Source organism: Streptomyces sp. NPDC047974 (assembly GCF_040653375.1).
Taxonomy (GTDB): Bacteria; Actinomycetota; Actinomycetes; order Streptomycetales; family Streptomycetaceae; genus Streptomyces.
In genome coordinates this window covers 25,561-51,302 of sequence record NZ_JBEZNU010000015.1, presented here as the reverse complement: position 1 = coordinate 51,302, position 25,742 = coordinate 25,561, and the positions used below count along the sequence as shown (strand labels likewise).

Sequence of the window (25,742 nt, the reverse complement as noted above, 5' to 3'; positions counted from 1 at the left end):
GCGGGGGGAGGAGCCGTGTCCGCACGTACGATCGCCCCATGAACCAGCCGGACCCCGCAGCGCCCCAGGAACAGGACTGGACCGACGGACACGTGGCCCGCTGGCTGCCCGTCCTGCCCGGACTCGACCCCGTCGTCGAAGGCGCGGTCACCCGGATGAAGAAGCTCTCCGTCCACCTCCGGCGGGTCCGCGAGCAGTCGCTCCTCGACTTCGACGTGGAGCGCCACGAGTTCGACACCCTGCACAAGCTGGCCGGCCGGGGCGGCTCCGCCGCCCCCTCCGAGCTGGCCGAGGACCTCGACCTGGCCCCCGCCTCGGTCACCGGCCGCCTCGACGCCCTGGAGAAGCGCGGCTTCGTCCGCCGCACCCCCTCCACCGCCGACCGCCGCCGGGTCGTCGTCGAGCTCACCGAGTCCGGCCGCACCACCTGGCTCGGCGCCATGGACGTCCTCGGCCACGAGGAGGAGCGCCTCCTCGGCGTCCTCGACCCCGCCGAGCGCGCCACCCTCAACGACCTTCTTCGCCGCGTCATGCTCGCCGCCGAGGCCGACCCGGACCACTCCCACTGGCCGCGCTGACCCGCAGTCAGCGGCCTGTCAGTGGCGGTGCCTACCCTCGGCGCCATGGGAACAGTGACCTTCGTCGACGAGACGACCCTCGGCGACCGCACCGCCTCCGCGCCCCTGGCCGTCCCCGAGGAGCGGCTGCCGCTGCGCGAGCTGATCGCCCGCCGGGTCGCCCTGGAGACCGGGCCGGACGGCTACGAGGCCGCGCTCGCCCGCGCCCTCGACGCCTTCGCCCGCAACGGCTTCCTCGTCCTCGTCGGCGACCGCCAGATCGAGGACCCGGACGAGACGGTGGCGCTCGGCCCGGACACCGAGGTGGTCTTCCTCAGACTCGTCCCCCTGGTCGGCGGCTGACGCCCTTCCCGCGTGGCTCCGCACGCGGGAAGGCCCCGCCTCCCAGGGGAGACGGGGCCTTCCACGGCACTGCGACGGGATCGGAAGCGATCCGGGATCAGAAGCGACGCGTGATGAGCGCGCGCTTCACCTCCTGGATCGCCTTGGTGATCTCGATGCCACGCGGGCACGCGTCGGTGCAGTTGAACGTGGTGCGGCAGCGCCACACGCCGTCCTTGTCGTTCAGGATCTCCAGGCGCTGCTCGCCGCCCTCGTCGCGCGAGTCGAAGATGAAGCGGTGCGCGTTGACGATCGCGGCCGGACCGAAGTACTGGCCGTCGTTCCAGAAGACCGGGCAGGACGACGTGCACGCGGCGCACAGGATGCACTTGGTGGTGTCGTCGTAGCGCTCGCGGTCCTCGGGGGACTGCTTGCGCTCGCGGGTCGGCTCGTTCCCCTTGGTGATGAGGAAGGGCATGACGTCGCGGTACGCCTGGAAGAAGGGCTCCATGTCGACCACGAGGTCCTTCAGCACCGTGAGGCCCTTGATGGGCTCGATGGTGATCGGCTTCTCGGGGCTGAGGTCCTTGATCAGCGTCTTGCAGGCCAGACGGTTCTTGCCGTTGATCCGCATGGCGTCGGAACCGCAGATGCCGTGTGCGCAGGAGCGGCGGAAGGTCAGCGTGCCGTCCAGGTCCCACTTGATCTTGTGGAGACCGTCGAGCACGCGCTCCTTCGGGTCGATCTCGACCTGGAAGTCCTCCCAGACCACCGCGTCCGAGATCTCGGGGTTGAAGCGGCGGACCCGGAAGGTGACCGTGATGTACGGGGAGGCGGCGGACTCCGCCTCGACCTTGTCCAGAACGGGGGTGGCCATCAGTACTTACGCTCCATCGGCTGGTAGCGGGTCGTCACGACCGGCTTGTAGTCGAGACGCACGGTCTCGGAGCCGTCCTCGCCGACCTCGCGGTACGCCATCGTGTGGCGCATGAAGTTGACGTCGTCGCGGTTCGGGTAGTCCTCGCGGTAGTGACCGCCGCGGGACTCCTTGCGCGCCAGGGCCGAGACGGCCATGACCTCGGCCAGTTCGAGCAGGTTGCCCAGCTCGATGGCCTCCAGGAGGTCGGTGTTGAAGCGCTTGCCCTTGTCCTGGATGGACACGTTCTTGTAGCGCTCGCGCAGCTCGGCGATCTTCTCGACGGCCGTCTTGATGGTCTGCTCCGTGCGGAACACCATCACGTTGGCGTCCATCGTCTCCTGGAGCTCGCGGCGCAGGTCGGCGACCCGCTCGGTGCCCGTGGAGTTGCGCAGGTTCTCGATCTGCGCGACGACCATGGCCTCCGGGTTCTCCGGCAGCTCGACGTAGTCGTGCTTGTGGGAGTACTCGGCGGCGGCGATGCCCGCGCGGCGCCCGAAGACGTTGATGTCGAGCAGCGAGTTGGTGCCGAGGCGGTTGGCGCCGTGCACCGACACGCAGGCGACCTCGCCGGCCGCGTACAGGCCCGGGACGACGGTGGTGTTGTCCGACAGGACCTCACCCTCGACGTTGGTCGGGATGCCGCCCATGGCGTAGTGCGCGGTGGGCTGGATCGGGATCGGGTCCGTGTACGGCTCGATGCCGAGGTACGTACGGGCGAACTCGGTGATGTCCGGGAGCTTGGCGTCGAGCTGCTCCGGCGGGAGGTGCGTCAGGTCCAGGTAGACGTGGTCGCCCTCGGGACCGCAGCCGCGGCCCTCGCGGATCTCCGTGTAGATGGAGCGGGAGACGACGTCACGGGACGCGAGGTCCTTCATGACCGGCGCGTACTTCTCCATGAAGCGCTCGCCGTCCTTGTTGCGGAGGATGCCGCCCTCACCGCGGGCGCCCTCCGTCAGCAGGATGCCCATGCGCCAGATGCCCGTCGGGTGGAACTGGAAGAACTCCATGTCCTCCAGGGGCAGGCCGCGGCGGTAGCAGGCGGCCTGGCCGTCACCGGTCAGGGTGTGGGCGTTGGAGGTCACCTTGAAGAACTTGCCGGTGCCGCCGGAGGCGTAGACGACCGCCTTCGCCTGGAAGATGTGGATCTCGCCGGTGGCCAGCTCGTACGCGACGACGCCGGCGGACTGCTTGACGCCGTCGACCTCGACGATGAGCTGGTCCAGGACGTAGAACTCGTTGAAGAACTCCACGCCCTCCTTGATGCAGTTCTGGTACAGCGTCTGGAGGATCATGTGGCCGGTGCGGTCGCCCGAGTAGCAGGCGCGGCGGACCGGGGCCTCGCCGTGGTTGCGGGAGTGCCCGCCGAACCGGCGCTGGTCGATGTCGCCGTTGGGCGTACGGCCGAACGGCAGGCCCATCTTCTCCAGGTCGAGGACGGCGTCGATGGCCTCCTTCGCCAGGATCTCGGCGGCGTCCTGGTCGACCAGGTAGTCACCGCCCTTGACCGTGTCGAAGGTGTGCCACTCCCAGTTGTCCTCCTCCACGTTGGCCAGCGCGGCGGCCATGCCGCCCTGCGCGGCGCCCGTGTGGGAGCGGGTGGGGTAGAGCTTCGTCAGCACGGCGGTGCGGCTGCGCTTCGTCGCCTCGATGGCGGCGCGCATGCCGGCGCCGCCGGCGCCGACGATGACGGTGTCGTACTTGTGGATCTTCATGGCGTGGTTACCTCAGCCCCGTGCCTAGCGGATGTTCGGGTCGAAGGTGAAGATCACCAGCGTGCCCAGAAGGATGGTGAACACCGTGGCGGTGTACAGCAGGCCCTTGAGCCACAGACGCGTGTTGGCGCGCTCCGCGTAGTCGTTGATGACGGTGCGGAGGCCGTTGGCGCCGTGGAGCATGGCCAGCCACAGCATCAGCAGGTCCCAGACCTGCCAGAACGGGGACGCCCAGCGGCCGGCCACGAAGGCGAAGCCGATCTTGGAGACGCCGCCGTCCAGGAAGAGCTGGATCAGCAGGTGGCCGAGGACGAGGACCACGAGGACCACGCCCGAGAGGCGCATGAAGAGCCATGCCGCCATCTCGAAGTTGCCGCGGGTCGCGCGCGGGGTCTTGCCCGTGCGCTTGCGGGGGGCCTCGATGTACGGGGCGGGGTTGTCCACGTCGAAGGAAGCGCCCTCGACGGGACCGATCGCGGAGGTGGTGTCAGCGGACATGAGGCGCGTCAGCTCCCGAACAGTTCACGTGCGGCGTGGCCGAGGACGGGGTAGATCGAACCCGCCATCAGGACGACCCAGACGCCCACGACGGTCCAGAGCATCTGCTTCTGGTAGCGGGGGCCCTTGGACCAGAAGTCCACGGCGATGACCCGCAGGCCGTTCAGCGCGTGGAAGAGGATGGCGGCGACCAGGCCGTACTCCAGAAGAGCGACGATCGGCGTCTTGTAGGTCGCGACGACCTCGTCGTACGCCTCGGGGGAGACGCGGACGAGAGCGGTGTCCAGCACGTGTACGAACAGGAAGAAGAAGATGAGGACGCCGGTGACTCGATGAGCCACCCAGGACCACATTCCTTCCCGGCCGCGGTACAGCGTTCCAGCCGGCACGGAAAAACCCTCCGGGAGCGGGGATCGGGGCCCGGCCGGCTTCTCTGTCGGTCTGGCCCGGCCGGGTACGGTCCACCGGCCCCGGTCATCGTAGCGACGACTTGTCGGTTCGCTCGCCCGGGGTCCTTCAGTGTGATCAAACAGGCACGGACGGGCTATCGTCCGAGGCGGATTCGGGCGATTCCGGGGAGAATCACAGGTTCCAACGGGTGTGGGTGAGCCCGCGGGCGAGCGCGAAGGCGAGCCGCGACCGGGCGAGCCGGCGCAGTTCGTCGGCCGCGACGGCGCGTTCCTCCTCCGGTTCGTTGCCGAGACGTGACCGGATTCCGCCGAGGACCACGTCAAGTCGCTCGCCCGGCCGCACCCCGTCCAGGCTGATGACGAACGCGTGGCCGAAGCGGCTCTCGTACGCGGCGTGGGCGGCGCGCAGCGCGGTCCGGGCGGCCGGCGGCGCGTCCGGGTGCGGCAGCGCGGAGGTCTCGGCGGCCAGCGCCTCGTCGAGGTCGGCGCCGGTCAGGTCGTACCCGGCCTCCTCGGCGGCGGCGAGCAGGGCGTCCACCGTGGGATAGGGCCGGTGGGCGGCGATCCGCTCGGCCCAGCGGCGGCTGTGGCAGCAGGCGAGCAGCAGCTCCACGGCCTCGGCCGGGGCGGCGGCGTTGAGCGGCAGCAGGCCGTGCGGGGCGCCGGTGGACTTCTGGGCGGGTATGGCAGGCGCGTCCGCCGGACCCGGCTTGCGGCAGGGGGCGTGGGTGTCGCTGGTCAGCGTGGGCTCCGGGACGGCGGGACGAGTGGGGTGGACGTGACGCAACGTTATCGACGGGACGGGGGAAGTGTCCGACGAGTGCGCGAATTTCACCCGGAAGGGAGAGTTTAGGAACGTGTGATGGACGTGAAGGTTCCGTTCCGACGGGTGGGGGAGCGCGCCCGGCGATTGGCCGGGTCGGCCCGGGTGGGGGAGGATGCGGGGGATGCGGTACTCCTCACGAGGCCCTCTGGGCGGCCCGGCTCTCCTGGCGGCCGCGGTGGCGTTGACCACCGTGGCGGCCTGCTCGAACGGCTCCCCCTCCGGCGCGGACTCCCCGTCACCCTCCGGTACGGCCCCGGCCGCGACGACCTCGGCGGCGAAGCCCACCACGACGACCCCGAGCCCGACGCCGACCCGGACCCACCCGCTCTCCCGGGCCCCCCGCACCGTCCCCGCCGTCCGCTCCCACGAGCCCGCCCGCGGCCCCGGCTGGAAGCCCGCCGCGAGCGCCGGGGTCGTCCTCGGCGCGGACAGCGCGGGCCTCGCCGACGAGGGCCGGCTGCTGGCCGAGGAGCTGGGCCTGCGCTACCGGGGCGAGGCCGCCGCCGGACCGGGCGACGTCGAGCTGGCGCTCGGCGGGAAGGGCGCCGCCGAGTCGTACACGCTCACCGTGAAGGACGACCGGGTCCGCATCACCGGCCCCGACGAGGCCGGCGTCTTCTACGGCACCCGCACCCTCAAGCAGTCGGTGAAGGGGAGCGGCGCGATGCCCGAGGGCACGGTCGCCGACCGCCCGGCGAAGCCGCAGCGCGGGCTCAACGTCGACATCGCCCGCAAGCACTTCACCGCCGCCTGGCTGGAGGACCGGATCCGGGAGATGGGCGACCTCAAGCTCAACCAGCTGGGGCTGCACTTCTCCGACGACCAGGGCTTCCGGATCGAGTCCGACTCGCACCCCGAGGTCGTGTCGAAGCAGCACCTCACCAAGGCGGAGGTCCGCCGGATCCTCGCGCTCGCCGCGAGCCGGCACGTCACCGTCGTCCCCGAGATCGACTCGCCCGGACACCTCGGCGCGGTCATCGACGCCCACCCGGACCTCCAGCTGGTCAGCGTCAGCGGCCGCACTCCGCGCGGCGCCGTCGACATCTCCGACCCGGCCGCCGCCCGGATCGTCGACGACCTGCTGCGCGAGTACACCGCCCTCTTCCCCGGCGCCTACTGGCACCTCGGCGCCGACGAGTACGTCGCCCTGATGGCGAAGGACCCCGAGGCGACGTACCCGCAGCTCGCCCGCGCGGCGCGCGAGGCGTACGGCCCCTCGGGGCGCGTCCAGGACCTGGCGACCGACTGGCTCAACGACCGCGCCGCGACCGTCCGTCCGACCGGCAAGACCCTCAAGGCGTGGAACGACGGCTTCTTCGCCGGCGGGGTGGTGAGCGCGGCGAAGGACATCGAGGTCGAGTACTGGACGGGCAAGGAGTACGGGGCCAGGCCGCCGCTCCCGTACCTCCAGGCGGGCCGCAGGCTGGTCAACCTCAACGACGAGTACCTCTACTACGTGCTCGGCGAGCCCAACCAGTTCACCTATCCGACCGGCCGCCGCATCTACGAGCAGTGGACCCCGCTGGTCGTCCGCGGCACCACCCCGGTCCCGGCGCGCTACGACGCGCAGATCCAGGGCGCCCGGTTCGCCGTCTGGTGCGACCTCTCCGACGCCCAGACCCAGGCCCAGGTCGCCGCCGGCATCCGCCTCCCGCTCGCGGCCCTCTCCCAGAAGGTCTGGGACCCCCGCAAACCCGCGCAGACCTGGTCCGAGTTCCGCGCGCTGGCGACGAAGGTGCGCGGCTGAGCCGCGGCTATTCCCTGGACGGAACGCCTCCGCCTGGCATACGTTCCCGCCCGGCCCCTTGGGGGAGGGGCGTTTTCCGTTCACATGTTCCTGGGGGGAACTCTCTTGCTGCGCAATCCCAACGGTCTGGCCACGGCCCTGACCGTCCTGCTGGGCGTCGACGTCCTGCTCTTCCTGCTGGGCGCGGGCTCCGAGGCGTGGATCCTCGCCGACCCGCTGGCCGCCGCCGAGTCGTACGCCACCGTCGAGGCCACGCTCAACACGCTGACGGCCGCCGGCTTCCTCGCCTACCTGGCGACCGTCGTCGTCTTCATCATCTGGTTCCACCAGGTCCGGTCGAACGCCGGCGTCTGGGCGCCCGACCTCCAGAGCCGGACGCCCGGCTGGGCCATCGGCTCCTGGTTCATCCCGATCGGCAACCTGTGGATCCCGCGGCAGATCGCCGTGGAGGTCTGGCGGGCCAGCCGCCCGGACCCGTACGCCGCCGACGGCGCCCGGGAGCTCACGCTGCTCAACTCCTGGTGGACGTGTTTCGTGGTGGGGGTGGCCGTCGACCGGCTGTCCAGCGGGCTCTACAAGCAGGCCGACACGCTGGACGCGCTGACCACCGCGGCGACCTGGTCCATGGCCGGGTACGTCTTCATCGTCGCCTCGGGCGTCCTCGCCATCCTGTTCGTCCGCCGTCTGACCTCTATGCAGCACACCAAGGCCACTGGCATGCTTTCGGCCGCCAAGTGACGAGAAAGCGCCCTTCGGCGCAGAAGTGGACGTAGAGAGTCCGCATCGGGTGGCGAGGAGGCGTCCATGACGTCGAGTACGGGTCGGAGTCTGGTGGAACTGATCGGCGGGACCGACGGGCGGGGCCTCGCCGCCTCCGGGCTCGCCTGCCTGGACCGGTGCCTGCCGCTGCTCGCGCCCGACCGTGCCGAGGTGCTGCGGCCGGTCTGGGCGGCGGTCGCGCGCGCCGACGCCGCCGCCTGGGCCGAGGCCGTCGGCAAGGCGCGGGTCGAGCTGGACGGCGCGGGCGGCGAGGCCGCCGACGACGGCGGGGCCGTCTCCCTGGTGCGCGCGATGGTCGACGGGATGCCCGCCGAGTGGGCCGAGGAGCCCCTCCGCGCCTGGGCCGAGCGGTGCTCGACCGTCGCGCTCTCCGTGCACCGCCTGTACGACGTCGGCGAGGACGGCCCGCTGCACGCCGGTGAGCTCCGCCGCCAGCTGGCCGTCCTCGACGCGGCCGCCCACGGTCCGACCGGACTGCGCCGGGCGCGCGAGCTCTCCGTCGAGGGCGGCCGGGTGCTGCGCGCGGTGGTCTCCCGTCGGGCGCGTACCGCCTGAGCTCAGCCCTCGGCGGGGGCCTCGACCGTCGCGGAGGCGATCAGCTCGGCGAGCTGCCGCTCCGCCTCCGCCTTCTCCAGGCCGAGGCCGCTCAGCGCGCCCTTGCCGTCCTCGTGCTCCAGGAGCGCGAGGAGGATGTGCTCGGTGCCCACGTAGTTGTGCCCGAGCCGCAGCGCCTCGCGGAAGGTCAGTTCGAGCACCTTCTTCGCCGCCGCGTCGTAGGGGACGAGCGCGGGCACCTCCTCGGCGGCCGGCGGCAGCGTCGGCGTCACGGCCTCGCGCAGCTGTTCGGCGGTGACGCCCTGCGAGGTGATCCACAGGACGGCGAGCCCCTCGGGCTCGGCGAGCAGGCCGAGGGCGAGGTGGCCGGGGACGGTCTCCGCGTTGCGCGCGGCGATCGCCTCGTTCTGCGCGGCGACCACGACCGCGCGGGCGCGCGGGGTGAAGCGGGCGAAGCCGGCGTTCGGGTCCATCTTCTCGGCGTCGGGGTCCTTGGGGACGAAGCGCTTCTGCGCGGCCTGGCGGGTGACGCCCATGCTGCGGCCGATGTCGGTCCAGGAGGCGCCGGAGCGGCGGGCCTGGTCGACGAAGTGTCCGATGAGGTGGTCGGCGACCTCGCCGAGGTAGTCCGCCGCGATGACCGCGCCGGAGAGCTGGTCCAGCGTGTCGGGGTGGACCTTCTTGATCGCTTCGATGAGTTCGTCGAGACGGATGGTGATCTGAGGAACCACGGGCTGCGTCATGAGGCAACCTTAGGTTGACAGTCCCCGACTGTCAACGATCGGTTGACACCCGTCGGGGCCTCTTCGGGGACGACTTCTTTCGGGTGGCGTGTCATATCGCATGAAGGTGGGATGAATCGACCCGCTGGGGCCGTGTCGCGCCCTGGGAAGGTTCCGGAAAAAGGGAGACGACCGGGGCCGCCACCCCCCACAGGAGAGGCCCCGGTCGTCGTCCACGGAGCCGCAGCACGGCTCCGTACTCCATACAGCGCCGGGCGTGCGGTTTCTGTCACACCGTTCGCCACCCCGTCCGCGCCGGGGCGAAGGTTGCAAGTTGCACAAGGTGCCCGTACCGCGTGGACGTGACACCGGGAATCGACGTAGCGTGCTGGAGCGCGAAGCGGACCCGGCGGCGATGACCAGCCCCGACTCCGCCGGCGACGTGCTGACGCGCGCGCAGGACGCGACCGACGAACAGGGTTTGGGGAGTGCTGGGGGACGACGCGGAGCTGACGGCCGCGGTGCTCGCTGCGCAGAACGGGGACGAAGACGCCTTCCGTACTGTGTACCGCGCCGTGCACCCCCGTCTGCTGGGCTACATGCGCACGCTGGTCGGAGAGGCCGACGCCGAGGACGTCACCTCGGAGGCCTGGCTCCAGATCGCCCGCGACCTCGACCGCTTCGGCGGCGACGCGGACCGCTTCCGCGGCTGGGCCGCCAGGATCGCCCGCAACCGCGCCCTCGACCACATCCGGATGCGCGGCCGCCGTCCCGCCTCCGGCGGCGACGAGACCGAGCTGACCGACAAGCCCGCCGACTCCGACACCGCGGGCGAGGCCCTGGAGGCGCTCTCCACCGGCGACACCCTGCGGCTCATCGCCCGCCTCCCGCAGGACCAGGCCGAGGCCGTCGTCCTGCGCGTCGTCGTCGGCCTCGACGCCAAGTCCGCCGCCGACGCCCTCGGCAAGCGCCCCGGCGCGGTCCGCACCGCCGCGCACCGCGGCCTGAAGAAGCTCGCCGAACTCCTCGGCGTCGACCCGGCCGCGACCGGGGCGGACAACGGCGAGGGGGCCGACGGCGGGACGCCGGGCCTCGACGGAGTACCACCCCAGCGCGGCCGGAATCCCGGGTTCACGGCGCCCGGCGGTGTGACGCATTGGCGTCCGCGTACGCAGAAGGACATGTGATGGCCGACGAGCGGTACCAGTGGCTCGATCCCGACGCCGCGGAGCGGCTGCTCCGGGGTGAGCCCGTCGACCCCGCGGACCCCGCCGCCCGCACCGGCGCCGCAGCCCTCGCCGACGCCCTCGACACGGTCCGCGTCCCCGCCGCCCCCGCCCCCGGCGTACCGCTCGCCGGGGAGGAGGCCGCCCTCGCCGCCTTCCGCACCGCCACCACCGCCCGCACGGCGGCCGCCGCCCGCGCGGCCGCGCCCGGCGCGGCCCGCCGCTGGGGACGCTCCCTGCGGTACGGGCTCGCCGCCGCGCTCGCCGCCGTCACCGTCGGCGGGGTCGCCGTCGCCGCCGGGACCGGAGTCCTCCCGCTGGTCGACAAGGAACCGTCACGTACGGTCACCGCCGCCGACCCCGCGGTCCCGACCGGAGAACCGGGCGGACCCACCTCCGGAATCGAAGGCCACCCGGACCCGTCCGGGAACGCGGACCCGGGCCGGCCCACCACCACGCCCGCCCCCGGCACCAGCCCCACCGCCGGACCCGAGGACGGCACCCCCGCGACCCCCCGCCCCGGCGTCACCCCCTCCGGCAAGCGCACCGGCCACGACGGGGACGACGACGCCACCGGGGACCGGGACGCCGACACCCGCGAGATCAGGACCAAGGCCTGCCGCGCCTACCGCGACGGCAGCCTCGACGACGCCGACCGCCGCCGGCTCGCCGCCGCCCTGCGCACCGGCGAGTCCCTGCGCGCCTACTGCGACGCGCTCCTCGGCTCCGCCACGGACAAGGACGGGGACGGGGACGGGCGCGACGGAGGGAGCGGCGAGGGCGCGGAGAACGGCGACCAGGGCAAGGACGGGGACGAGGAGAGCCGGGACGCCGGCACGGACCTCGGCCACGGCACCGTCCCCACCCCCTCCGACCCCAGCCGCAAGCGCGGCCGGAGCGGCGGCGGCGCGGACAGGCCCGACCCGAAGGACCGGCCCAAGGCCAAGCAGAAGGTGAAATCGCAGGTCACAGCGGTTCCGCAGCGTCCCGCGGCCACTCCGGCGACGCGGGTGTGACACTTTCGGGCCCGTCGGCGCAGTACTGAGTGAGCCGACTGGTCATCGGCCGCGCAGAGAGCCGGGGTTCCCCCCGTACCTACGGCTCCGCGCACCCGGCGCGGGTGGGGCACGTTCCCCCGGCCCCACCCGCGCCCCTTCTTCCCTTCCCGTCCGCTACCAGTGGACGACGACCTTGTCGCCGACCTTCACCTGGTCGAAGAGGGCCGCGATCTTCGCCCGGTCCCGGACGTTCACGCAGCCGTGCGAGGCCCCGTTGTAGCCGCGGGCCGCGAAGTCCGACGAGTAGTGCACCGCCTGGCCGCCGCTGAAGAACATCGCGTACGGCATGGGCGTGTGGTAGATCGTCGACGTCCAGTCCTTCGCCTTCCAGCCCACCGCGAAGGTGCCCTCGCGCGTCGGCGTGTTCTCCGAACCGAAGCGCACGTCCATCGACGACACCACCCGGCCGTCGATCATCCAGGCCAGCGTCCGGCTCTCCTTGCTGATGCAGAGCACCCGGCCCTTCATGCAGCGCGCGTCCGGGGTGTCCAGCTTGTTGGTGGTGGACGGCTTCAGCTCGTCCGCCGTCGGCTTCCTCGACATGCCGAGCAGCCGCTGCCAGGTCGTCTCGTCCACCGAGCCCGTCGCGGGCAGGCCCCGCTTCTTCTGGAAGGCCGCGACCGCCTTCCCCGTGATCGAGCCGTAGAAGCCGGTGGGCGCCCGGTCGAAGTAGTCCAGCTGCCGCAGCCGCGCCTGGAGCTCCCGCACCTGCTCGTTCTCGTCGCCGTCCTTCATGAGGACCTTCGAGGCAGGCGTGGGGGTGGACGTGGGCGTGGACGAGGGGGTGGACGCGGGGGTGGACGCGGGTGCGGGAGACGACGGCTTGGCGTCGGACCCGCCGGACGCGTCGGACCCGCCGGACGCGGAGGGCGCCGTGGTCACCGGAGCGCCCGTGACCGGGGCCGTGGAGCCCCGCCCCCCGCTGCCGGACCCGGCCGCCTGGGCCGTACAGCCCGTCGCGACGAGCGCGACGGCGGCGGTCGCGAGCACGGCTCTGCGTATGACGGACGAACGCTTCATGGTGGCCCCCCGGGAACTCGACTGTGTCCATAGGGATGCTTCCCGTCCGCCCTTGGTTGCGCACGGGATGCTTCCCGTCCGCCCTTGGTCGCGCACCCGGTCGGGCGAAGCGCAGAGGCTGTGAGGAAGGTCCCAGCCTGCTGACCTCCACCGGACCGCGCACCCGCCGCTACAGTCCGTCGCGAGGGTCGGTACAGGAGCGCGGCAGCACAACAAACGGGAGGCACAGCACATGGCACGCGAGTCGGAGTCGGGACTGCCCATCGAGCCGGTCTACGGCGCGGACGCCCTGGAGGGCTGGGACCCGGCGGAGAAGCTGGGCGAACCGGGTGCTTACCCCTTCACGCGAGGCGTGTACCCGTCGATGTACACCGGACGGCCGTGGACCATGCGGCAGTACGCCGGCTTCGGCACCGCCGTGGAGTCCAACGCCCGGTACAAGCAGCTGATCGACAACGGCACGATGGGCCTCTCGGTCGCCTTCGACCTGCCGACCCAGATGGGCCACGACTCCGACGCGGCGATCGCCGGCGGCGAGGTCGGCAAGGTCGGCGTGGCGATCGACTCCGTCGACGACATGCGGGTCCTCTTCGACGGCATCCCGCTCGACAAGGTGTCGACGTCGATGACGATCAACGCCCCCGCCTCCCTCCTCCTCCTGATGTACCAGCTGGTCGGCGAGGAGCAGGGCGTGCCGGCCGAGAAGCTCACCGGCACGATCCAGAACGACGTGCTGAAGGAGTACATCGCGCGCGGGACGTACATCTTCCCCCCGAAGCCCTCCCTCCGGCTGATCGCGGACATCTTCAAGTACTGCAAGGCCGAGATCCCGAAGTGGAACACGATCTCGATCTCCGGCTACCACATGGCCGAGGCCGGCGCCTCGCCCGCGCAGGAGATCGCGTTCACCCTCGCCGACGGCATCGAGTACGTCCGCACCGCCGTCGCGGCCGGCATGGACGTCGACGACTTCGCCCCCCGGCTCTCCTTCTTCTTCGTGGCCCGCACCACGATCCTGGAGGAGGTGGCGAAGTTCCGCGCCGCCCGCCGGATCTGGGCGCGGGTGATGAAGGAGGAGTTCGGCGCGAAGAACCCCAAGTCGCTGATGCTCCGCTTCCACACCCAGACCGCCGGCGTGCAGCTGACGGCCCAGCAGCCCGAGGTCAACCTCGTCCGCGTCGCCGTCCAGGGCCTGGCGGCGGTCCTCGGCGGCACGCAGTCGCTGCACACCAACTCCTTCGACGAGGCCATCGCGCTGCCGACGGACAAGTCCGCCCGCCTGGCGCTGCGCACCCAGCAGGTCCTGGCGTACGAGACCGACGTGACGGCCACGGTCGACCCCTTCGCCGGCTCGTACGTGGTCGAGAAGATGACCGACGACGTCGAGGCGGCCACCCTCGAACTGATGGCGAAGGTCGAGGAGCTGGGCGGCGCGGTCAACGCCATCGAGCGCGGCTTCCAGAAGAGCGAGATCGAGCGCTCGGCGTACCGGATCGCGCAGGACACCGACTCCGGCGAGCGGGTCGTCGTCGGCGTCAACCGCTACACGATCGACGTCGAGGAGCCGTACGAGCCGCTGCGCGTCGACCCGGCGATCGAGGCCCAGCAGGCCGACCGCCTCGCCAAGCTGCGCGCCGAGCGCGACCAGCCGGCCGTCGACGCCGCCCTCGCCGCCCTGAAGAAGGCCGCCGAGGGCACCGACAACGTCCTCTACCCGATGAAGGACGCCCTCAAGGCCCGCGCCACCGTCGGCGAGGTCTGCGACGCGCTGCGCGAGGTCTGGGGCACCTACACGCCCAGCGACGTCTTCTGATCGTCCACCCGTTGAAATTTCAAGCGGAGTGTCGTACCGGTGTGCGACACTCCGCTTCATGCTGGGTGTCACCGATCTGCCGACCTATCTCGCCGGGCTCGTCCTCATCATCCTCCTCCCGGGGCCGAACTCGCTCTACGTGCTGTCCGTCGCCGCCCGCAAGGGCACCCGGACCGGATACAAGGCCGCCGCCGGCGTCTTCACCGGCGACACGATCCTGATGACCCTGGCCGCCCTCGGCGCGGCCTCCCTGCTCCAGACCACCCCGGTGCTCTTCACCATCGTCAAGTACGCGGGCGCCGGCTACCTGGCCTGGATGGCGTACGGCATGCTCCGCGCCGCCCTCGCCATGTGGCGCTCCCGCCGCGAACCCACCGAGGCCATGGCCGAGGCGGCCGAGACCGGGCCCTCCGAACACCCGTACCGCCGGGCGCTCGTCATCAGCCTCTTCAACCCGAAGGCGATCCTCTTCCTGATCTCCTTCTTCGTGCAGTTCGTGGACCCCTCCTACGCCTACCCGGCGCTCTCCTTCCTGGTCCTCGGCACCCTGCTCCAGCTCGGCAGCTTCCTCTACCTGACGACCCTGATCTTCAGCGGCACCCGCCTCTCCGCCGCCTTCCGCCGCCGCAAGCGCCTCTCCGCCGGCGCCACCTCCGCCGCCGGCGCCCTCTTCCTCGGCTTCGCCGTGAAGCTCTCCCTGAGCAGCGCCGCCTGACGCCGCTTGACCCTCACACCGTGTGAGGCCGTTCCGTAGGGGGCGTCATGTTTGCCATCGGAGACTTCGCCCGGCACGGGCGGGTGTCGGTCCGGATGCTGCGTCACTACGACGCCATCGGACTGCTGCGCCCGGCCCACGTCGACCCGCACAGCGGTTACCGCTTCTACACGGCCGGCCAGCTCACGCGGCTCAATCGCGTCATCGCGCTCAAGGACCTCGGCTTCACGCTGGAACAGGTGGGGGCCATCCTCGACGACGAGATCGGCGCGGAGGAGCTGCGGGGGATGCTGCGGCTGCGCCAGGCCGACCTCGAAGCGGCCCTGGAGGCGGCGCGGGCACGGCTCGCCCAGGTCGGTGCGCGGCTCCGAGCCATCGAGAGCGAGGGACGCATGTCCACGCAGGACGTCGTCGTCAAGAAGATCCCGGCCGTCCGGATCGCCGAGCTGAGCGCGTCGGCCGCCGGGTTCGAGCCGGAGGACATCACGCCCGTGATCGGGCCGCTGTACGAGGAGCTGTGCGGCCGGCTCGAAGCGGCCGGGGTCACCGGCTTCGGGCCGGGGATCGCGTACTACGAGGACGCCGGGAAGGGCGACGGCTCGATCGTCGTGCACGCCGGCACGACCGTGCCGGAGGGCACCGAGGCGGAGGGCGTGCTCGTGCACGTGCTGGCCGGCCTGGAGGAGGCCGCGACGATCGTCCACCGCGGTGCGATGGACGACGTCCTGGCGACCTCGCAGGCGCTCGCCGCCTGGATCGACACCAACGGGTACGCCTCCGCCGGCTACGCCCGTGAGCTGTACCTGGAGTGCCCGGAGGACCCGGCCGGGTGGGTGACCGAGATCCAGGAGCCGATCAGCCGCCCGTGACCCGGGGGGCCCGGGACCTCCGCACGGGTCCCGGGCCCGTCCCGTGCGCCTACTTCTTCAGGGCCTTGCGCAGGCGCAGGGCCCGGCGGGCCAGGCGGCGGACCCTCGGGTGGCGGGGGACCGGGAGGCCGCCCGGGAGGTCCAGGACGGTGAGCCGGCGGCGGGTGAAGTGGTGCCGGGTGCGCTCGGCGTACGGCCCGGACAGGTGGCGTACCGCCGCCTCCCGCAGGTCCGCCCTTATGTTCGGCTGCATCGCGAAGCCGACGGCGGCGACCAGGTCGTCGAGGCGGGCCGGGTCGGTCACCGGCTCCGCGTCGTCCGGGCCCGGCACCAGCGGCGGCAGGACCGCGTCGACGACCGTCAGCGGGATCCGGTTGCTGTTCTGGAACGGGGTGAGCCGCTGGAGCAGCTCCCGGGTGCCGACCCGGGCGACCGGCAGGCCGTAGAAGGTGCGGGCGGTCATCAGCGCCGTGGAGAAGCAGCCGACGACCAGCGCGGGCCGCAGCTCGCGGTAGAGCACCTCGGCGAGGACCGGGCGGGTCTCGACGGTCAGCTCGGCGCCGAGCCGGGCCGCCTCCTCGGTGAGCGAGGCCGTCCAGGAGTCGGGGGCGTTGGGGTGCGGCTTGAAGACGAGCCGCCGGTGGCCGCGGGCGATCGTGCCGCGCACCATGCTCAGGTGCAGTTCCTCCTCCTCGGCGGCCGTCATCAGGTTGATGGCCGCGAGGTACTGGCCGAGGAGGAGGGCGGGTCCCTCGCCGTCGCCGGGGGGCGCGTCGGTGCCAGCCAGCTCCTCGACGGCCTTGGTGAAGGCCTCCACCGGTACGGTCTCCGCCACCGCGCCGAACTCGCCGAGCAGCAGCGGCCGCAGGCCCGGCACCAGGTCGAGGTGGAGGAGGCGGGCGGCCCGTCCGCCGATCAGCGGGTCGATCTTGTTGCGGGTGGGGCCGTAGCTCATCAGGCCGTCGGCGTAGACGGTGATCGCCGCCTCCGGGAGGAGGGTGGCGATGGCGAGCGCCGGGGTGACCTGGATGGACTCCAGGACGAGTTCGATCCGGTCGTCGCCGAGCCCCCACAGCTTGTGGAGGTGGCGCTGGAGCATCGGCACGTCCTGGCCGCGCGGGGTCCAGCCGCCGGGGTGGAGCGGGGAGACGGTCTCGTTCCAGGAGATCACCTCGTCGAAGCGGCCGCGGATGCGGTCGAAGCCCTCGGCCTCGACGAAGGCGGGGGTGGTCTCCGGGATGGGCGCGTTGTTGGTGACGAGGAGGATCCGCCGGGCGGCGGCGCCGAAGCAGCCGCTGTCTATCGCGGCGGCCAGGGTGACCGCGCCGTACAGGGTGGACGCGGCGAAGATCTGGGTCGTGCGGGCCGTGCTCACGCGGCCACCTCCGAGGGGGTCGGGCCGGTCGAGGGGCCCCGGCCGCCCGGCGGGGCCGGCGGCGGTGGTGCGGGGCGCCGGCGGCGCAGCTTGCGCAGGACGGCGGCCCGGTCGCCGCCCATCGCGGTCAGCGCCGCGTCGAGGACGTCCTGCGGCATCCTGCGCAGCGCGCCCGCGCTCATCGCCTTCAGCTGCCGGGCCACGTCGGGCTCGAACTTCTCGAGGGAGCCGATGTGGTGGGCGATCACCGCGCAATAGGTGCGGACGGCTTTCGGGAGAAAGCGGTCCGCGTCCTTGTCCCTGGCGGTCTCCTCGACGACGAGGTCGAAGGCGCGGATGAAATCCAATTGCCGGACGTCGCCGATCTGGGTGAGGGAAGTCGCCACTCCGCGCCGGTAGAACACGCCGAGTTCGCCTATGGCGGCGAAGGATTTCGCCTCGCGGTGCAGCCGCCAGATCCAGGGCCGGTCCTCGGCCGTGCGCAGCCCGTGCGGGAAGTGCAGCAGGCCCTGGTCGAGGAGCCGGCGGTGGTAGACGCCCGCCCAGGCGAAGGGGTAGTCGACGGAGGTGGTGCGGTGGGCGGGGAGGATCGCCTCGCGCGGGTCGAGGACCTCGCCCCGGCGCGGGACGGGCACCCGGCGGACCGAGCGGGCGCGGCCGGTGACGGAGGTGTGGTCGGTGCGCAGGAAGTCGCAGCCGAGGCCTTCGGCGGCGGCGAGCAGCCGCCCGTAGTAGCCGGGGGAGAGCCAGTCGTCCCCGTCGAGGAAGGCGATGTACTCGCCGCGGGCGGCGTCCAGGCCGGTGTTGCGGGCGGTCGCCAGGCCCTCGTTCCGCTCGTGCCGGATCAGGACGGCGCCGGGCAGGGTCCGGGCGGCCCGTTCGAGGATGTCGGGGGTGTCGTCGGACGAGCAGTCGTCGACGAGGAGGAACTCGACGTCCTCGCGGGCGTTGGCGCGCAGACTGGCGAGGGTGTCGGGGGCGTATGTCTGCACGTTGTAGAACGGCACGACGACGGAGAGCTTGACCACGCGGCCGACGCTAGGCGCCGCCCCGGCCGCTTCGCCGACCGGCCGGGGGATTTTCGGTGAACACGAAGCGGCGGGCTCATTAACCGCCTTTACCCGAGGGGATTTCGGGCCGTCCAACGGCTGAATCCCGGGCCGCTTCAGTTCACGGAGAGGTGCTGTTCACCGTTTGTTGTGGCCCAGTTGGGCCGCTGACCGGAATGGACTTCTAGCGTCCTCGACGTGCCAGCAAGTTCCAGTGAAGCGGTACGGGTCGCCGTACTCGCGGATTCCGACACCCGGTGGAAATGGGGTGCGCTCACCGCGCGCCGCATCACCCCGGCGGACGCCTCAGGTTCCGAGCGGGAGCCGACCGGTTTCGTCCTCCGCGGCCGGGCCACCCCCACCGCCCGCCAGCTCGCCGAGACGGGGGCCTCCACGGCCGCCCCGCGCGAGGTGACCGGCGCGGAGTTCCTGCGCGAGGTGCGGGACGCGGAGGCGCGCGGCGAGCGGTACGACGTCGTGGTCCTCGCGCTGGTCGGCGGCACCGTCAGGGCCGTCCTCCAGGGCCTCGCCGACCTCGGTCTCGACCGCCGGCCGGTGATCGTCACCGGCTACGTCGGCGTCGTCTACGAGAAGCTGGCCGACGGACTGCTCCTGCGCCACGGCGCCGACGTGGTCCTCGCCAACTCCCGTCACGACGCGGAGCGCTTCCGCGCCGTGTACGAAGGGGTCGGCGCGGGCGCCGAGTCGGTCGTCGAGGCCGCCCTGCCGTTCCTCGGCGGCGCCCCGCACCGCCGCGAGGAGGGCCGCGACACCCTGGTGTTCGCCGCCCAGCCCTCCGTCCCGGTCACCCGGAACGAGCGGGCGTACGTCCTGGAGCGCCTGGTCCGGCACGCCCGGCTGCACCCGGAGCGCGAGGTCCTCCTCAAGCTCCGCTCCAAGCCCGGCGAGCACACCACGCACCTGGAGGAGCACCCGTACCAGCGGCTGGTGCGCGACCTCGATCCGCCCGCCAACTTCCGTCTGGTGTACGGGCACATGGGCGAGGTCCTGGACCGCACCGACCTGCTGGTCACCGTCTCCTCCACGGCCGCCCTGGAGGCCCTGCACCGGCGGATCCCCACCGCGATCCTGACCGACTGCGGGGTCCGCGAGGTGAACGGCAACCACCACTTCATCGGCTCCGGCCTCCTCAGCTCCTTCGACCGGCTCGACCGGGGCGAGGTCCCCGAGCCCGACGAGGAGTGGCTGTCCCGGCAGGGCGTGGCCTCCGACGGCGGGTACGACTCCGCCTTCGACGCCGCCCGCGAGCGGGTCGCGAAGCTGCTCGCCCTGCCGGCACTGCCCCCGATCAGCCCCTACTACACCGCGGAGACGGCCCCCGGGTACCTGCCCGGGCTCCTCGCCCGCCACCGCCTGGACGTCACCGCGCCGCCGGCCCGCGACAGCGGGCTGCGCCGGATCGTCCGCGAGGCGGCGCGCGGCGCCTACCGCCACGGCGTGCAGCGCGTGGCCCCCGTCGTCCGACGCCTGGGAGAACTGTGATGCCCACGAAGAAGCCGAGCCCCACCGTGCTCGCCGTCATCCCCGCGCGCGGCGGCTCCAAGGGCGTCCCCGCCAAGAACCTCGCCCCGGTCGCCGGGATCCCGCTGGTCGGCCGGGCCGTCCGGGCCTGCCTCGGCGCCGTCGGCGTCACCGACGTCGTCGTCTCCACCGACGACCACGCCATCGCCGCCGCCGCCCGCTCCTTCGGCGCCGAGGCGGTGCGGCGCCCCGCGGCCATCGCCGGCGACACCGCCACCAGCGAGTCCGCCGTGCTGCACGCCCTGGACGCCTTCGAGGCCACCGCGGGCCGCACCGCCGACGTGGTCCTCCTCGTCCAGTGCACCAGCCCCTTCCTGACCTCCGCCGAGGTCGCCGAGGCGGTCGCCCGGATCGTCGACGGGGAGGCCGACACGGCCTTCACCGCCGCCCCCTCGCACGGCTTCCTCTGGCGCGAGCCCTCCGACAGCGCCGACGGCGCGACGGGCGCCACCGGCGTCAACCACGACAAGGCGCACCGCCCGCGCCGCCAGGACCGCGAGGCCGAGTACCTGGAGACCGGCGCCGTCTACGCGATGGACGCGGCCGGGTTCCGTACCCACGGGCACCGCTTCTTCGGCCGCACCGCGCTCGTCGTCACCGACCCGGCCCGCGTCCTGGAGATCGACGACCCGCACGACCTGGCCCGCGCGAAGGCCCTGGCCCCGCTCCTCGACGAGCCGGCCACCCCGTCCTTCGCCGACGTCGACGCGGTCGTCCTCGACTTCGACGGCACCCAGACCGACGACCGGGTCCACCTCGACGCGGAGGGCCGGGAGTTCGTCTCCGCCCACCGCGGCGACGGCCTCGGCATCGCGGCCCTGCGCCGCGCCGGACTGCCCGTCCTCATCCTCTCCACCGAGCAGAACCCCGTCGTCGCCGCCCGCGCCCGGAAGCTGAAGATCCCCGTCCTGCACGGCATCGACCGCAAGGACCTCGCCCTCAAGGAGTGGTGCGAGGCCGAGGGGATCGACCCGGCGCGCGTCCTCTACGCCGGCAACGACGTCAACGACCTGCCCTGCTTCCACCTCGTCGGCTGGCCCGTCGCGGTGAGCAGCGCCCACGACTCCGTCCGGGCGGCCGCCCGCGCGGTCACCGCCACCCCGGGCGGCTTCGGAGCGATCCGCGAGATCGCCGCCTGGCTCCTCGGACCCGAGCTGAACACCCCCACCCCTCTCCCGAACTGAAGGAAGCACCACCATGAACTCCCGTCTGCGCACCCTCGGCCCGAAGACCGCCGGTCCCGGTCAGCCCGTCTACATCTGCGGCGAGATCGGCATCAACCACAACGGCGACCTCGACAACGCCTTCAAGCTGATCGACGTGGCCGCCGAGGCCGGCTGTGACGCCGTCAAGTTCCAGAAGCGCACCCCGGAGATCTGCACCCCGCGCGACCAGTGGGACATCGAGCGCGACACCCCCTGGGGCCGGATGACGTACATCGACTACCGCCACCGCGTGGAGTTCGGCGAGGACGAGTACCGCCGGATCGACGAGCACTGCAAGAAGCGCGGCATCGACTGGTTCGCCTCCCCGTGGGACACCGAGGCCGTCGCCTTCCTGGAGAAGTTCGACGTCCCCGCCCACAAGGTCGCCTCCGCCTCCCTCACCGACGACGAGCTGCTGCGCGAGCTGCGCGCCACCGGCCGCACCGTCATCCTCTCCACCGGCATGTCGACGCCGAAGCAGATCCGCCACGCCGTCGAGGTCCTGGGCAGCGAGAACATCCTGCTCTGCCACGCCACCTCCACCTACCCGGCCAAGGCCGAGGAGCTGAACCTGCGCGTCATCCAGACGCTGCAGGAGGAGTACCCGAACGTCCCGATCGGCTACTCCGGCCACGAGACCGGCCTCCAGACCACCCTCGCCGCCGTCGCCCTGGGCGCCACCTTCGTCGAGCGCCACATCACCCTCGACCGCGCCATGTGGGGCTCGGACCAGGCCGCCTCCGTCGAGCCGCAGGGCCTGGAGCGCCTCGTCCGCGACATCCGCACCATCGAGACCGCCCTCGGCGACGGCGTGAAGAAGGTGTACGAGTCGGAGCTCGGCCCGATGAAGAAGCTCCGCCGCGTCCTGGAGCCCGTCTCCGCATGACCGGCCGCCTGGCGTTCGTCGAGAGCCCCGTCCAGCTCCTGAACGTCCTGGAGTGGGCGCACGCGCGCGGCCGGGGCACCGCCCCGGCCGCCGCCCCCGCGCCCGCTCCTTCCCCGGCGCCGGGCACCGTCCCGGCGCCGGACCCCGGCACCTCCGACGACCTCAGGATCGTCGTCCTCTCGCCGAACGACCCCATGTCGCGCGGTCAGCTGCGCCGGATGGCCCAGCTCGCCCGGGACGAGGGCTTCGAGGTGCACTGGCAGGAGGCGCGGGCCGGCCGCGGCGCGCTGGTGCGCACCCTGCGGGAGCTGGGCGGGCCGCTGCGTGCCGCCGAGCGGGTGATCGTCGGCGATCCCTTCTCCCGCTACGTCCAGCTGCTGCTGACGCTCTTCGGTCCGCGGCACGTCACGGTCGTCGACGACGGCACCGCGACCATGGAGTTCGCCGCCCAGCTCGCGGGCGGGGAGCGGCTGGTGCGCTGGCACCGCAAGGGAGACCTGGGGCCGCGCGAGCTGCTGCTCGCCCCGGTCACCTCGCTGGCCCGGCGTCGGCTCGCCCCGGGCCCCGGAAGGACCGTCGAGATCTTCACCTCGCTGCCCGTGCAGGCGCCGCCCGGCACCGAGGTCACCGAGAACGCGTACGCGTGGACGCGGGAGCGGTTCGGCCCGCCGCCGCTCGCCCGCGGCGCCGACCTCGTGGGCACCTCGCTCGTCGAGACCGGCGTGGTCGACGCGGACCACTATCTGCGGGTCGTCGGGGAGCTCGCCCGCGCCCACGGCGCCACCCGCTACTTCGCGCACCGCCGCGAGACCCCGGAGAAGCTGCACCGGATCGCGGTCGAGGCCGGGCTCCAGGTGGTCCGCCCCGAGCTGCCGCTGGAGCTGATCGCCCGGCGCGGACCGATCGGCGCCACCATCGTCAGCTTCCCGTCCACGGTCGTGCACACCCTGCCGCTCGCCCTGGCGGGCACCGGGGTGAAGGTCGCGGTCTGCGAGATCGCGCCGGAGTGGCTGAAGGCCACCGCGTCGCCGCGCGCGCAGGGCTTCCTGGCGGGCGTCGCCAGCACGGCGTCGGGGGCGGACCGTCTCACTCCGCGGAACGCTTCCGCGGTCGACCGGCTCGAATTCGGGTGACCATACCCATACGGAGTGTGTCCCATGCGCGGTAAACCGAGATTCTTTACCCTAACGGGCTGAACTTTTCGTGATCGACAGGCAGTTGATCACCGGATGGGCCTACGCTTCAAAGGGTGAACCAGTTGAAGTCCCGTGAGCCCGGATCCGTCACCCTGCCCGGAACGCTGTCCTCCTCCCTGCGTGGCGAACTCATCGCCTTCCGCAGGGATTTGCACATGCACCCCGAGCTCGGCAACCAGGAGTTCCGTACCACCGCCGCGCTCAAGGCCCGCCTGGAGGCGGCCGGCCTGGCGCCGCGCGTCCTCCCGGGCGGCACGGGACTCATGTGTGACATCGGCACCTGGGACGGCGGGCGCCCCATGCTCGCCGTCCGCGCCGACCTCGACGCCCTGCCGATCCCGGACGCCAAGACCGTCGCGTACCGCTCCACCGTGCCCAACCGCGCCCACGCCTGCGGCCACGACGTGCACACCACCACCGTCCTCGGCGCCGGGCTCGTCCTCGCCGAACTGGCGCGCGAGGGCCGGCTGCCGCGCCCGGTGCGGCTGATCTTCCAGCCCGCCGAGGAGGTGCTGCCCGGAGGCGCGGCCGACGCGGTCGCGGCCGGCGTCCTCGACGGCGTCGGCCGGATCATCGCCGTCCACTGCGACCCGAAGGTCGACGTCGGGAAGATCGGCATCCGCACCGGCCCCATCACCTCGGCCTGCGACCGCCTGGAGATCACCCTCGACGGCCCCGGCGGCCACACCGCCCGCCCGCACCTCACCACCGACCTGGTCACGGCCGCCGCCCGGATCGCCACCGACGTGCCCGCCGTCCTCGCCCGCCGGGTCGACGCCCGCTCCGGCCTCTCGGTCACCTGGGGCCGGATCGAGGCCGGCCACGCGCCCAACGTCATCCCGCAGCACGCCGAGCTCTCCGGCACCGTCCGCTGCCTCGACCTGCCCGCCTGGCACGACGCGCCCGACCTGGTGCACGCCGCCGTCGACGAGGTCGCGGCCCTGCACCGGGCCAAGTCCACGGTGAACTACGTCCGCGGCGTCCCCCCGGTCGTCAACGACCCGGTGATCGTGGAGCTGCTCCGGGACGCCATGACCGCCCGCCGCGGCCTCGACTCGGTCGAGGACACCGAGCAGAGCCTGGGCGGCGAGGACTTCTCCTGGTACCTGGAGCACGTGCCCGGCGCGATGGCCCGGCTCGGCGTCCGCACCCCCGGCGACCCCCGCGTCCGCGACCTGCACGCGGGCGACTTCGACGTCGACGAGCGGTGCGTCCAGACCGCCGTGGAGCTCTTCACCGCCGCCGCCCTGATCGACGCCGACGGCACGCGCTGACACCGGCCCGGCCCTGCGCCGCCCCCTCCCGCCGTGCGAGGGGGCGGCGCCCCCATCTCGGCTGATGACACGGGGTTGCGCCTTGATCGCGAAGTGTGTACGGGTACTGTGACCCGTGGGTTCGCGTCGATACGGTAACGACTCATGAACGGGTCTTTAACTGACATCTACGCGCGTTACGATCGCCGCAAAGCCAGCGCCGGAAGAGGCGCTTTCGGTCAGTCTTGAAGGGACCCTCCTCTTGCGCCGGATCACCAGGATCACCACCGTGGGCATCGCCTCCGCGGCGCTCGCGCTTTCCGTCACCGCCTGTGGCAAGTCCTCTTCCGAGGGCGGCTCCGGCTCCGACCCGGAGACGGCCAAGGCCGCCATCGCGTACGACATCGGCGGCCGCGGCGACCAGTCCTTCAACGACGCCGCCTACGCGGGTCTGAAGAAGGCCGAGGACGACCTGGGCGTCAAGGGCGCCGAGGCCGAGCCGTCGTCCGGCGAGAGCGACGCCGACAAGGTGCAGCGCCTCACCTCGCTGGCCCGCGCCGGCAACAACCCGGTCATCGGCGTCGGCTTCGCCTACGCCCCGGCCATCAAGAAGGTCGCCGCGCAGTTCCCGAAGACCACCTTCGGCATCATCGACGACACCTCGGTGACCGGCGAGAACGTCGCCAACCTCGTCTTCAACGAGGAGCAGGGCTCCTACCTGGCCGGCGTCGCCGCCGCCAAGGCGTCCAAGAGCGGCACGGTCGGCTTCATCGGCGGCGTCGAGGTCCCGCTGATCAAGAAGTTCGAGGCGGGCTACGTCCAGGGCGTCAAGGACACCAACCCCAAGGCGAAGGTGCTCACCCAGTACCTGACCCAGCCGCCGAACTTCGACGGCTTCGCCAAGCCCGACCTCGGCAAGGCCGCCGCCCAGGGCCAGCTCGACAAGGGCGCCGACGTGGTCTACGCCGCCGCCGGTCTCGCCGGCTCCGGTGCGATCGAGGCCGCCTCCAAGGCCGGCAAGTGGTCCATCGGCGTCGACTCCGACCAGTACAACCAGGCCGGTCTCGCCGCGTACAAGGACTCGATCCTGACCTCGGTCACCAAGGACGTCTCCGACTCCGTCTACAACCTGATCAAGTCGGTCAAGGACGGCAAGCCGCAGACCGGTGAGGTCCGCTACGGCCTCGCCACCGACGGTGTCGGCCTCGCCGACTCGAACCCGAAGTACAAGGAGATGACGGACCTCATCGCCGCGGTCAACAAGGCGAAGCAGGACATCATCGACGGCAAGATCACGGTCAAGACCGCCCCGTAAGGCGCGCGGCTCCAGACCAGTTGCCCGCGGGCCCGGCCCCGGTGGGACTCCCACCAGGACCGGGCCCCGGGCCCATTCCCGTACGGGTTTTCACTTTTCGGCAGCGCTACGCGTGTAGATGTCGCACCGGCACGATAACTTCGCCCCGCCCT

Annotated in this window: 25 protein-coding genes; 16 read left to right on the top strand and 9 right to left on the bottom strand. The window is 72.3% G+C overall.

Annotated features, from left to right (window positions below; genetic code table 11):
• Positions 1-38 precede the first annotated feature (38 nt).
• Positions 39-578 carry a MarR family transcriptional regulator gene (locus tag AB0E19_RS21840; RefSeq protein ID WP_362182610.1) on the top strand — a complete coding sequence of 180 codons (540 nt, stop codon included), beginning with the start codon at positions 39-41 and terminating at the stop codon, positions 576-578.
• A 45-nt stretch (positions 579-623) separates the two neighbouring features.
• On the top strand, positions 624-920 hold the full coding sequence (locus tag AB0E19_RS21835) for a hypothetical protein (protein WP_360601449.1): 297 nt from the start codon (positions 624-626) through the stop codon (positions 918-920).
• Between the two features lie 97 nt (positions 921-1,017).
• On the opposite strand, the gene AB0E19_RS21830 is transcribed toward AB0E19_RS21835, so the two are convergent.
• From AB0E19_RS21830 to AB0E19_RS21810, 5 genes are all read right to left on the bottom strand, one after another.
• Positions 1,018-1,776 carry a succinate dehydrogenase iron-sulfur subunit gene (locus AB0E19_RS21830; protein ID WP_362182607.1) on the bottom strand — a complete coding sequence of 253 codons (759 nt, stop codon included), beginning with the start codon at positions 1,774-1,776 and terminating at the stop codon, positions 1,018-1,020.
• The gene (gene sdhA, locus AB0E19_RS21825) at positions 1,776-3,530 is read right to left on the bottom strand and encodes a succinate dehydrogenase flavoprotein subunit (RefSeq protein ID WP_362182604.1); all 1,755 of its coding nucleotides are present in this window, start codon (positions 3,528-3,530) and stop codon (positions 1,776-1,778) included. Before sdhA ends, AB0E19_RS21830 begins: the two co-directional genes overlap by 1 nt.
• A gap of 24 nt (positions 3,531-3,554) precedes the next feature.
• The gene (locus AB0E19_RS21820; RefSeq protein ID WP_169088711.1) at positions 3,555-4,028 is read right to left on the bottom strand and encodes a succinate dehydrogenase hydrophobic membrane anchor subunit; all 474 of its coding nucleotides are present in this window, start codon (positions 4,026-4,028) and stop codon (positions 3,555-3,557) included.
• Positions 4,029-4,036: 8 nt separating this feature from the next.
• Complete coding sequence (gene sdhC, locus AB0E19_RS21815) at positions 4,037-4,417, bottom strand: succinate dehydrogenase, cytochrome b556 subunit (protein WP_362182600.1); 381 nt, start codon at positions 4,415-4,417, stop codon at positions 4,037-4,039.
• Between the two features lie 193 nt (positions 4,418-4,610).
• Complete coding sequence (locus tag AB0E19_RS21810) at positions 4,611-5,087, bottom strand: 2-oxo-4-hydroxy-4-carboxy-5-ureidoimidazoline decarboxylase (protein WP_362182939.1); 477 nt, start codon at positions 5,085-5,087, stop codon at positions 4,611-4,613.
• Between the two features lie 298 nt (positions 5,088-5,385).
• Here AB0E19_RS21810 and AB0E19_RS21805 point away from each other — a divergent pair, with 298 nt between their 5' ends.
• From AB0E19_RS21805 to AB0E19_RS21795, 3 genes are all read left to right on the top strand, one after another.
• Positions 5,386-7,011 carry a glycoside hydrolase family 20 protein gene (locus AB0E19_RS21805; protein ID WP_362182597.1) on the top strand — a complete coding sequence of 542 codons (1,626 nt, stop codon included), beginning with the start codon at positions 5,386-5,388 and terminating at the stop codon, positions 7,009-7,011.
• Between the two features lie 105 nt (positions 7,012-7,116).
• Positions 7,117-7,749: a DUF4328 domain-containing protein gene (locus AB0E19_RS21800; RefSeq protein WP_362182594.1), complete on the top strand. Its 633-nt coding sequence runs from the start codon at positions 7,117-7,119 to the stop codon at positions 7,747-7,749.
• A gap of 66 nt (positions 7,750-7,815) precedes the next feature.
• Positions 7,816-8,346 carry a hypothetical protein gene (locus AB0E19_RS21795; RefSeq protein WP_362182591.1) on the top strand — a complete coding sequence of 177 codons (531 nt, stop codon included), beginning with the start codon at positions 7,816-7,818 and terminating at the stop codon, positions 8,344-8,346.
• 2 nt (positions 8,347-8,348) lie between these two features.
• On the opposite strand, the gene AB0E19_RS21790 is transcribed toward AB0E19_RS21795, so the two are convergent.
• Complete coding sequence (locus AB0E19_RS21790) at positions 8,349-9,089, bottom strand: Clp protease N-terminal domain-containing protein (protein ID WP_362182588.1); 741 nt, start codon at positions 9,087-9,089, stop codon at positions 8,349-8,351.
• A 467-nt stretch (positions 9,090-9,556) separates the two neighbouring features.
• Here AB0E19_RS21790 and AB0E19_RS21785 point away from each other — a divergent pair, with 467 nt between their 5' ends.
• Positions 9,557-10,255 (top strand): RNA polymerase sigma factor, encoded by a 699-nt coding sequence (locus AB0E19_RS21785; RefSeq protein ID WP_362182585.1) that lies wholly within the window; start codon positions 9,557-9,559, stop codon positions 10,253-10,255.
• On the top strand, positions 10,255-11,310 hold the full coding sequence (locus tag AB0E19_RS21780; protein ID WP_362182583.1) for a hypothetical protein: 1,056 nt from the start codon (positions 10,255-10,257) through the stop codon (positions 11,308-11,310). Before AB0E19_RS21785 ends, AB0E19_RS21780 begins: the two co-directional genes overlap by 1 nt.
• A gap of 156 nt (positions 11,311-11,466) precedes the next feature.
• Here AB0E19_RS21780 and AB0E19_RS21775 read toward each other — a convergent pair whose 3' ends face one another.
• On the bottom strand, positions 11,467-12,372 hold the full coding sequence (locus AB0E19_RS21775) for a L,D-transpeptidase family protein (RefSeq protein WP_362182579.1): 906 nt from the start codon (positions 12,370-12,372) through the stop codon (positions 11,467-11,469).
• A gap of 232 nt (positions 12,373-12,604) precedes the next feature.
• Between AB0E19_RS21775 and AB0E19_RS21770 the strand changes: the two genes are divergently transcribed.
• Genes AB0E19_RS21770 through AB0E19_RS21760 form a run of 3 tightly spaced genes read left to right on the top strand, consistent with a single transcriptional unit; the run spans position 12,605 to position 15,769 of the window.
• A complete protein-coding gene (locus tag AB0E19_RS21770; RefSeq protein WP_362182576.1) occupies positions 12,605-14,185 on the top strand; it encodes a methylmalonyl-CoA mutase family protein in 1,581 nt (526 codons plus the stop codon).
• 58 nt (positions 14,186-14,243) lie between these two features.
• Entirely contained in the window at positions 14,244-14,900 is a 657-nt protein-coding gene (gene leuE, locus AB0E19_RS21765) for a leucine efflux protein LeuE (protein ID WP_362182573.1), read from the top strand.
• 47 nt (positions 14,901-14,947) lie between these two features.
• The gene (locus tag AB0E19_RS21760; RefSeq protein WP_362182570.1) at positions 14,948-15,769 is read left to right on the top strand and encodes a MerR family transcriptional regulator; all 822 of its coding nucleotides are present in this window, start codon (positions 14,948-14,950) and stop codon (positions 15,767-15,769) included.
• 49 nt (positions 15,770-15,818) lie between these two features.
• Here AB0E19_RS21760 and AB0E19_RS21755 read toward each other — a convergent pair whose 3' ends face one another.
• Entirely contained in the window at positions 15,819-17,144 is a 1,326-nt protein-coding gene (locus AB0E19_RS21755) for a polysialyltransferase family glycosyltransferase (protein WP_362182567.1), read from the bottom strand.
• Positions 17,141-18,172 carry a glycosyltransferase family 2 protein gene (locus AB0E19_RS21750; RefSeq protein ID WP_362182564.1) on the bottom strand — a complete coding sequence of 344 codons (1,032 nt, stop codon included), beginning with the start codon at positions 18,170-18,172 and terminating at the stop codon, positions 17,141-17,143. Before AB0E19_RS21750 ends, AB0E19_RS21755 begins: the two co-directional genes overlap by 4 nt.
• Before the next feature lie 219 nt (positions 18,173-18,391).
• Here AB0E19_RS21750 and AB0E19_RS21745 point away from each other — a divergent pair, with 219 nt between their 5' ends.
• The 6 genes from AB0E19_RS21745 (at position 18,392) to AB0E19_RS21720 (ending at position 25,590) form a co-directional block, all read left to right on the top strand.
• Positions 18,392-19,696, top strand: a complete 1,305-nt coding sequence (locus tag AB0E19_RS21745) for a DUF6716 putative glycosyltransferase (RefSeq protein WP_362182561.1) — start codon at positions 18,392-18,394, stop codon at positions 19,694-19,696.
• Complete coding sequence (locus tag AB0E19_RS21740) at positions 19,696-20,919, top strand: acylneuraminate cytidylyltransferase (RefSeq protein WP_362182558.1); 1,224 nt, start codon at positions 19,696-19,698, stop codon at positions 20,917-20,919. The genes AB0E19_RS21745 and AB0E19_RS21740 overlap by 1 nt, the downstream gene beginning before the upstream one ends.
• Positions 20,920-20,932: 13 nt before the next feature.
• The gene (locus AB0E19_RS21735) at positions 20,933-21,826 is read left to right on the top strand and encodes an N-acetylneuraminate synthase family protein (RefSeq protein WP_362182555.1); all 894 of its coding nucleotides are present in this window, start codon (positions 20,933-20,935) and stop codon (positions 21,824-21,826) included.
• Positions 21,823-22,959, top strand: a complete 1,137-nt coding sequence (locus AB0E19_RS21730; protein WP_362182552.1) for a hypothetical protein — start codon at positions 21,823-21,825, stop codon at positions 22,957-22,959. Before AB0E19_RS21735 ends, AB0E19_RS21730 begins: the two co-directional genes overlap by 4 nt.
• A gap of 116 nt (positions 22,960-23,075) precedes the next feature.
• Positions 23,076-24,296 (top strand): amidohydrolase, encoded by a 1,221-nt coding sequence (locus AB0E19_RS21725; protein WP_362182549.1) that lies wholly within the window; start codon positions 23,076-23,078, stop codon positions 24,294-24,296.
• Positions 24,297-24,537: 241 nt separating this feature from the next.
• A complete protein-coding gene (locus tag AB0E19_RS21720; RefSeq protein WP_362182546.1) occupies positions 24,538-25,590 on the top strand; it encodes a BMP family ABC transporter substrate-binding protein in 1,053 nt (350 codons plus the stop codon).
• Positions 25,591-25,742: the final 152 nt, after the last annotated feature.